4 protein-coding genes and 1 tRNA gene are annotated in these 5,050 nt (G+C 67.1%); 3 read left to right on the top strand and 2 right to left on the bottom strand.

The features are described from left to right. Window positions 1-324 precede the first annotated feature (324 nt). Together VXC91_RS42135 and VXC91_RS42140 are read right to left on the bottom strand one after the other, a co-directional pair. Window positions 325-1,959 carry a hypothetical protein gene (locus VXC91_RS42135; RefSeq protein ID WP_329512643.1) on the bottom strand — a complete coding sequence of 545 codons (1,635 nt, stop codon included), beginning with the start codon at window positions 1,957-1,959 and terminating at the stop codon, window positions 325-327. 127 nt (window positions 1,960-2,086) lie between these two features. Beyond that, window positions 2,087-2,920 (bottom strand): DUF5707 domain-containing protein, encoded by an 834-nt coding sequence (locus VXC91_RS42140; RefSeq protein WP_329512644.1) that lies wholly within the window; start codon window positions 2,918-2,920, stop codon window positions 2,087-2,089. Between the two features lie 219 nt (window positions 2,921-3,139). Between VXC91_RS42140 and VXC91_RS42145 the strand changes: the two genes are divergently transcribed. The 3 genes from VXC91_RS42145 to VXC91_RS42155 all read left to right on the top strand — a co-directional run. Further along, a tRNA-Ser gene (locus tag VXC91_RS42145) sits at window positions 3,140-3,216 on the top strand. 482 nt (window positions 3,217-3,698) lie between these two features. Continuing rightward, the gene (locus VXC91_RS42150) at window positions 3,699-4,598 is read left to right on the top strand and encodes a LysR family transcriptional regulator (RefSeq protein WP_329512646.1); all 900 of its coding nucleotides are present in this window, start codon (window positions 3,699-3,701) and stop codon (window positions 4,596-4,598) included. Window positions 4,599-4,753: 155 nt separating this feature from the next. Then, window positions 4,754-5,050, top strand: a 297-nt coding sequence (locus VXC91_RS42155; protein ID WP_329512645.1) for a CoA transferase, incomplete at its 3' end; no start/stop codon positions are given.

A 5,050-nucleotide genomic window follows, 5' to 3' on the forward strand; every position in this document is an offset into this window, starting at 1 on the left:
CACCGCCCAGCAGGGCAGACGCCGGCCCCGACCGATCATCGGTCGGGGCCAGCGTCGTTCCCAGTCTCATCCGTAGTCTCATCGGGCCATGTCAGGGTCCTCCGATTCGCCGTCGCCAGCGTCCTTGGCCACCTCCCAGATGAGGCCACCGACGCGCTTGGCCACATCGCTGAGGATGTCACGGGCTGTCGGGGTGTCAGTCCGAGAGCGGCCCCAGTAGCCCCGAATCCGGTTGTGAACTGCATTTTTGCCAGCTTGATCGGCTACACCACTTCATGGTCGGGGACTGCCGCGGTGGCCTGCTGTTCGGCACCGCTTAGTTCGTCAGATTGCGGTGACCCAGACCATGGGGCCGTAGGCGTTGACGTGGACTTGGTCGGGGGTCTTGTACAGGACGCGCCAGGTGCCGGAGCGGGTGATGGTGGGGTGAGCGGCGAAGTAGCCGGTGCTGCTGGTGTGGGCGCTGGTGATCAGGTGCCAGGTGCTGCTGCCGGAGGGGCGGAAGAAGATCTGGACGGTGGCCTTGGGCAGGGGGGTCCAGTAGCCGTAGCCGTTCTGCTTGAGGGTGCCGCTGATGGTCACGGTGTGGCCCTTGGTGACCCGGGTGCTGCTGGGCTTTCCGCCGCTGATGGCGGTCTGATAGCGGAAGGCGTGGACGACCGGGCTGTAGGCGGCGGTGAAGCCGGGGGCGCCGGGGTAGTAGTAGCGCCAGTAGCCGTGGGGGTTGGTGACGGTGAGCACGGAGGCGGCGAAGCCGTCGGCGGAGGTGTCGATCGTGGTGGAGCCGATGCTGGTCCAGCCGGTGTGGCCGTCGTTGGACTGCTGGATGTAGACCCGCCCGCCACTCGGCCACCGGACGCCGGGGACAGTCAGGTATCCGGAGATGTGCAGGCGGGAGTAGGCGTCGACGGTCGGCTTGTTGGCGTACAGGGACACCTTCGCGACGGGGTTGGCGACGGTGTAGCGGACGCTGGTAGGGGTGAGGAACGGCCGCGTGTCGCTGACGGTCCAGATCGTGGTGTCGTTGGTGACGGTCACGGTCTGGCTGAACCGCCCGGTGGCGTCGGTGGTCGCCCAGGTGGCTCCTGTGCCCTTGTTGTCTTGGATCGGGAGCGGGATGTTGGCGAGCGGCACCCAGGTGCCGTCCTCCTGCTGGCGTTCTGCAGTTCCGCTGATGACCTGCGTGCTGCCGACCAGGGCGCCGGTGCTGCCGGTGTGGTCCAGGGTGATGCGTACGGGGGAGTCGACGGAGGTGATCGGCTCGGAGTCCGGGCCCTGAGCGTACGCCGTTGTGTTTGAGACGAAGACGTGAAGGGTGGTGTTCTGCACGTCGCCGGGGTGGACGGTGAAGGCGAAGGTGCCGTCTGCTGCCGTTGCGTTGTGGGGCGATGTGTGCCCGTCCCAGGTGACGAAGACGCCGGTGGCGGCGGTGGTCTGCCACGGGGTTCCGGTGTCGCCGCTGGCCGGGTCGTACTCGGTGAGCCGGCCGGTTACGTTGATGTCCTGGTGCTCGAAGCTGAGGGCCGTGGGCTCGTAGGCGGTGTCGTGGAAGACCGGTGTGGGGCGGTAGTCGAGCATGCCGCGGCCGGGAAGGGAGACTGTGCCCTGGCTGTCCTGCGCAGTGATGGCGACCCGGTACCCGGCGTAGATGTCGAGTCCCAGTGCGCCGCTGCTCTGCCAGGTACCGGAGGTGGCGGTGCCGGAGACGAGGTGGAAGTCGGTGACGGTGCTGACGAAGGTGTTGGGCACGTTGGCGGTGATGGTGGCCGTCACGGAGGTGACGCCGGCCGGGGCGTCGATGTCGGCGGTGAGCTCGAGCCCGGTGTCGGTTCGGATCTTGCCGATCTCCGAGACCACGGGCCCGGTGGTGTCGGCGCTTGCCTGACCGGGGGCTGTGACCATGCCGGCGAGTATCGCGGTGCTGATGGCCGCGGCTCGCGCGGCGCTCTTCAAGATCACGGGACTGCTGCTTTCGAAATCGAGGGGATGACGACGGGCTCGAACCACGGCGGCCGGCCGCCAGGCCGAGAGGACGGCCGAGGTGCCGGGCCCCGCTGAGGGACCCGGCGCCCGCAGGTGCCTTCGGTCAGCTCACGTCGACGAAGTCACCGGCGGCCACGGCCGTACCGGTGGTCGAGGTGCCGGCGAAGCTGAAGCGCCAGTAGCCGTCGACCGAGGCCGTGACGGTGGTCTTCAGCGTGCCGGTGCTGCTGGTCTTGACGGTCCTGACCGTCGTGTAGGCGGTGGCGCCCTTCTTGCGGAACTGCAGCTGCACGGACTGCCCCGCGTAGCCGCGGTAGTCGTGGGTCTCCCAGTTGGCCCGGGAGAGCTTGCCCGTGACGGTGAGGGTCCCACCCTTCCGCACCGGCTCCGGAGAGGCGTTGACCATCACCTTGGCGGCGCGCTTCACCTTGGCGGTGGAGTACGCCTCCTTGACGACGAAGTCGCCGTTGTTGGCGGCGGCCGCGGCCCACACCTTCCAAGTGCCGGCCAGGGCGTTCTTGTACAGGTCGACCCGCGGGTCGACCACGATGCTGACCTTGCAGGTCGAGGTGGTGGCGGAGACGGCCGTGCAGGTCCCGTTCTCCGCGGACGGGGCGAGCAGGCCATCGATGCCGGCCTGGGTCAAGCTGGTGCCGTGCCAGAGCATGGCGTACCCATCGGCGATGCCCGACGGGTCGGTGGCGGTCACCGTCACGGTGATGGTCTTGCTGGACGTCGTCCCGAGGACGATGTCCTTGCCCGCGTTGACGACGACCTTGGTGATCGCCGTGTCACCCTGGATCTCGTCCGCCGGGGCCTTGCCGGAGAACGGCGCCAGGGCGGCGCCCGGGATCTCGTCGGCCTGGGCGGCGGGCAGGGCAAGCGCGGAAAGTGCCAGGGCCCCGGAAACGGCAGCCACGGCGGCGCGAATACGCATGTAGTTGTCCCCACATCAGATGCGATCCCGCCGTGCGTCCCCCCGGCAGGATCGTGAAAGATGAACGGATCTTATGCATGGCACACGCGTTCGTAAACGCCTTTGTTGGAAAGCGTGTTGGCCGTCCCCCGGACGAATCGAATTTTGAGCGTCTGTGGGCCATGTGTAGGCCAGCCGAGGCACTCTCGGTACATCGCATGCCGTCTCTGCAGGTCACCGAGCCCAGGGGTCGGCAACCGCAACGGTCTTGAAAACCATCGTGGCGCGAGCCACCGTGGGTTCAAATCCCACACCCACCGCATGTAGGTCAGAACCTTGCAGGCCAGAAGGGGTGCCACTCTCCGGACAGGCACCCCTTCTGCATGCACCCTGTCTCCTGGAAGGTGCGCGATCCGTATCCGACGGCCCCCTGTGCCACCAGGGGGCCGTCGCCCGTTCCACGGCGCGGCACGGGCAAAGTGAGAAGCCCAATTCCGGTGTCGGTGGCGCCTCTTGGTCCGTCCACTACGTCACAGCCGGCGAGGAGGAACCGCTCGTTGCGGTGGCCCGTTCGAGGTGCCCTGAACGCGGCCCGACCGGCACATCATCGATCACCAGCAAGAATCCTCTGCCGCCTGAGGCCGCATTCCCCGACGGACGCGGCTCGTGGCAACAGCCTTACCGCCTGGACCGGCAGATCCTCTCTGTGCAGCCCGCCGTCACCCGGACGAAAGCACGTCCGAGCTTGTTGTCGCCCCGCTTCGCCCAGCGGAGCGGGACTATCGTTGAATACGTGGAAATGCTGCATTTGCGCTATTTTGTCGCGGTCGCCGAGGAGCTGAACTTCTCGGCCGCGGCCCGACGGCTCCACATGGCGACGTCGCCTTTGAGTCAGCGCATCAGGGACCTGGAGCGGGAGCTCGGGCAGCGGCTGTTCGAACGCGATACACATAGCGTCGCGCTCACTCCGGCCGGCTCGGCACTCCTTCCGATGGCCCGCGATGTGCTCGACCAGTTCAGCTCGATCCCCTGGCGACTGCGTGAGGCGACCCGGGTACAGCGCAGCACCGTGCTCATCGGCATACCCCCGGGACTTCACCCTGCACTCCGGTCACGGGTCAGCGCGCTCACCGAGCGGGTTCGGGAGCGGTTCGAGCTCCAGCGCTGGCCCGGTACCACGCCGGCCCTGGTGGCCGGTGTCCGCGAGGGCAGACTGGCGCTCGCGCTGGCCCGTATGCCGTTCAGCGACCCGGCTCTGGAGCAGGTGCGCGTGATGTCGGAGCGCATGGGTGCGGCGGTGCCCGCCGATCGCTTCGCCGGGCGGGAGTCCGTCGCCCTCGCCGATCTGGGGGACCTCGCGTACGTCGCCCCGCCCAAGGATGTGAGGCCGGCGTATTTTGACGTGCTCGACAGCGCGTTGGCGGACCTCGGAATCCGGAATCGCCTCGATCTCACCCACACGGGTTACGCCGGAATATCCGAAGTGGTTTCCGGTGGCACAGCCTTCAGTATTTCCATTCTTGAGCCGGAAAGTCCGATGCAAGAATATCGGCTGGAAAACGTGAAGGTACTGCCGTTCACGGACTTCCATCCTCAGTTGGACACCGCCCTGGTATGGCGCCACGACCGCGCCTGTGGCGACCTGAAGAACCTGGTCGCCGCCGCGCGCGAGGTTTTCGACGAGCCTGTGCTTCGTTGAGCCGATTCCCCCGTAACAACACCGGAAAAATTTCGAATAACCCGTGTGACCGCTGCGGTCACGCCACCGTTCCGGTTTTAGTAATTCCATCTGCTGCCGTTCCTCGCTAGGTTAGTTGGCAAGTACAACGAGACCGACTCGAAGGGCATGGAACGATGGCGGAATCCTTCGTTGCGGGGCCGCTCGACGGGGTACTGGTGATCGACCTGTCGACCGTGGTGATGGGTCCGTACACGGCCCGGATGCTCGGCGGCCTCGGCGCCGATGTGGTCAAGATCGACTCACCCTCCGACACCGTACGGGTGGGCCGCTGTCGCGTCATGCCGGGCATGACCACCCTCGACACGGCCGCACCCCCGTCGCCGAACGCCAGCGGTGGCCCCGGCGGCTACCGCCACATCACCGAGCACATCGGCCGGTCCCTGCAGCAGATGAACCTCGGTGAGCCCTCG

Origin of the sequence: Streptomyces chiangmaiensis, assembly GCF_036281785.1 — a bacterium.
GTDB classification, from domain to species: Bacteria; Actinomycetota; Actinomycetes; order Streptomycetales; family Streptomycetaceae; genus Streptomyces; species Streptomyces chiangmaiensis.

Coding starts and splice junctions, on each gene's coding strand:
- VXC91_RS42150 (WP_329512646.1), top strand. CDS start 3,699: ATGCTGCATTTGCGCTATTTTGTCGCGGTCGCCGAGGAGCTGAACTTC.
- VXC91_RS42140 (WP_329512644.1), bottom strand. CDS start 2,920: ATGCGTATTCGCGCCGCCGTGGCTGCCGTTTCCGGGGCCCTGGCACTT.